This window comes from Candidatus Protofrankia californiensis (assembly GCF_900634765.1).
GTDB classification, from domain to species: Bacteria; Actinomycetota; Actinomycetes; order Frankiales; family Frankiaceae; genus Protofrankia; species Protofrankia californiensis.
Genome location: NZ_CAAAFT010000408.1, coordinates 13,795 through 16,579 on the forward strand (window position 1 = coordinate 13,795; position 2,785 = coordinate 16,579).

General features: G+C 69.2%; 3 protein-coding genes. 2 read left to right on the top strand and 1 reads right to left on the bottom strand.

From position 1 onward, the window contains the following. On the bottom strand, positions 1 to 901 hold a 901-nt coding region (gene moaA / locus DD1DGNOD_RS20960; protein ID WP_131770890.1), incomplete at its 3' end, for a GTP 3',8-cyclase MoaA. Between the two features lie 264 nt (positions 902 to 1,165). Between moaA and ppgK the strand changes: the two genes are divergently transcribed. Together ppgK and sepH are read left to right on the top strand one after the other, a co-directional pair. After that, complete coding sequence (ppgK, locus tag DD1DGNOD_RS20965) at positions 1,166 to 1,981, top strand: polyphosphate--glucose phosphotransferase (protein ID WP_131768225.1); 816 nt, start codon at positions 1,166 to 1,168, stop codon at positions 1,979 to 1,981. A 213-nt stretch (positions 1,982 to 2,194) separates the two neighbouring features. Beyond that, on the top strand, positions 2,195 to 2,785 hold a 591-nt coding region (gene sepH, locus DD1DGNOD_RS20970), incomplete at its 3' end, for a septation protein SepH (RefSeq protein ID WP_131770891.1).

The window sequence follows — 2,785 nt, forward strand, 5'->3', positions numbered from 1 at the left end:
CCCGCGCCCACAACGCCGCCAACTGTGCGTCGTCGGCCCCGGCTCGCATCGGGGTACGCAGGTCGGTTTCCTCTCGAGCGAACAGGCAGGACCGGACCTGCCCGTCAGCGGTGAGCCGGACCCGGTCACAGGCTGCGCAGAAGGGGGCGGTCACTGAGCCGATCACCCCTACCGTGCCCCACCCGCCGTCGACGGTGAACAACTCGGCGGGTGCGCTGCCCCGACCGGGCAGCGGCGACAGGGTGAATTCACTGCGCAGCCTGGCGAGGATCTCCGCCCCGGTAACCATGGCACCCCGGTCCCAGGAGTGCTGGGGCTCAAGCGGCATCTGCTCGATGAAGCGCAGAAAGTAGCCCCGTTGCAGGCACCACCGCAGCAGGGAGGCTGCCTCGTCGTCGTTGACGCCGCGGACGAGCACCACGTTGACCTTCACCGGTGCCATCCCGGTGGCGGCCGCGGCGGCCAGCCCCGCCTGCGCGTCACCGAGCCGGTCCCGATGCGTGAGCGCCAGATAACGATCTTCTCGCAATGTGTCAAGGGAGACGTTCACCCGGTCCAGACCCGCCGCGCGCAACGCCGGGGCCATGCGGACGAGTGAGGTGCCATTGGTCGTCATCGACAGCTGGGGGCGGGGTCGCAGATCTGCCAGGCGAGCGACGATGTCGACCAGACGCGGCCGCACTGTCGGCTCACCGCCGGTCAGTCTGACCTCGTTGACACCCAGCCGGGTCACCGCGATCCGCACCAACCGGACGACCTCGTCATCGGTCAGGATCTCCTCCCGCGGCAACCACGCCAGACCTTCGGCAGGCATGCAGTAGGAACACCGTAAGTTGCAGCGGTCGGTCAGTGAAACCCGAAGATCCGTGGCTACCCGACCGAGGGAATCGCGCAAGCTCATCATCGCCACAGCTTAGGTCGGGCGGCAGCTTGGGCCGGGTGGCCCGGAGAGATCGTCCTCTATCCCGCCTCCGGCGGGCGCCCGCGACCGGATGCCTCCGAATATCGGTGTCACACTCGGATGGGCCGGCGACGTGTGCTGATCTATGGTGGAGTGGGCACGGGGTTGGCAGGGCGGTCCCGACGGTACTGCGCACCGCGCATGGCAGGTACCGCGTCTGGGTATATCGGCGTCGGCCGGTGGTAACGGGAGGACACAGGCGAAATGCAGGTCTTCGGTGTCGACATCGGCGGTACCGGTATCAAGGGTGCACCCGTCGACATCGACGAGGGAACGCTCGCCGCACCCCGCTTCCGGCTACCGACGCCACAACCGGCGCAACCGGCGGCCATAACCAAGACCGTCGCGGAAGTCGTGGCGCACTTCGGCTGGACGGGTCCGGTCGGGGCTGCTTTTCCCACCGTCATCAAGGGCGGTGTGGCCAGGACCGCGGCCAACATCGACCCGAGCTGGGTGGGCACCGACGTCGCGGCGACGCTCGGATCGGTACTGCCGGGCGGCGTTGTCGTGATCAACGACGCCGATGCCGCGGGCGTCGCCGAGATGGCCTTCGGAGCCGGTCGGGACGTCGGCGGTGTCGTCGTCATGACGACTTTCGGCACCGGTATCGGCACGGCGGTGTTTCTTCACGGACAGCTCGTTCCCAACACCGAACTCGGCCATCTGGAGATCGGCGGTCACGACGCGGAGACGAAGGCGTCCGAGGCGGCCCGCGAACGCGAAGATCTTTCCTGGGAGAAGTGGGCGAAGCGCGTCACCCGCTATCTGAGTGCGCTCGAGGCGCTGCTGTGGCCGGACCTCATTATCATCGGCGGCGGCGCCAGCCGAAAAGCTGATCGTTTTCTCGATCGTCTCGAGGTAGGCACGAAGATCGTGCCAGCGCAGCTGCAGAACGAGGCCGGAATCGTCGGCGCGGCCCTGTTCGCCGGAGCCAGCGATCAAACCCGCCCGAAAGTGACGGCACGATCCCCTCGCCGGCGTCCGCCCGCCACCCGCCCCCCCGGGGGCCGTCGTCCCTAAAAGTAATGTTAATGTCACTCACCGTAAAAAAAGTGGATGCTGTCGCCATGCCGGCAACTCCGACAGAGCGTGTCGACTCGGCAAGGTGAGACACCGCGGGTGCGCCGATGGCAAGGTGTGGTTGTAGGCATGAACGGCGGGTTCGATAGCCCGAGTACCTATCGTCACCGAACGCGCTGTGGCAGACTCGGACCACGCCGATGAGGAGGCGCCATGCGTGAGCTGCGGGCGGTCGCGCTCAGCGAGGACGGCGGCTACCTCGTACTCGCCGACACCGCCGGCGGACCCGACGCGGAGAAGTTCCGGGTGCCGGTCGACGACCGGCTTCGGGCCACGTTGCGCGGCGCACGACGCAACGAGGTGCGCCAGGAAAGCGCGCTGACCCCCCGGGAGATCCAGGCCCGCCTTCGGGCCGGCGAGACCACCGCGGAAGTCGCGCGGGTCGCCGGCATCCCGGTCGAGCGGGTGGAACGCTACGAGGGCCCGGTGTTGGCCGAACGGGCCCGGGTGGTGCAGGAGGCGCGGGCCGCACTGCTGCCGAAGGACCCCGGCGGCGCACCCGGCCGCCCCCTCGGCGAGGTCGTGGACGCGCGGCTGCTGGCCGTGCAGGACGACCCGGAGAGCGCGCAGTGGGACGCCTGGCGCCGGGTGGACGGGATCTGGCTGGTGCAGCTCACCTCGGAGAGCCGGTGCGCACGCTGGACCTGGGACCCGGTGGTACGCCGCGTCCGTCCGCATGACGACGCGGCCCGGGCGCTGGTGGCTCCGGAGGCGCCGGAGGCGCCGGAGGCGCCGGTCGAACCC

Excerpts from the sequence above, each read along its gene's own strand:
- ppgK (WP_131768225.1), top strand. The coding sequence starts at position 1,166 with ATGCAGGTCTTCGGTGTCGACATCGGCGGTACCGGTATCAAGGGTGCA.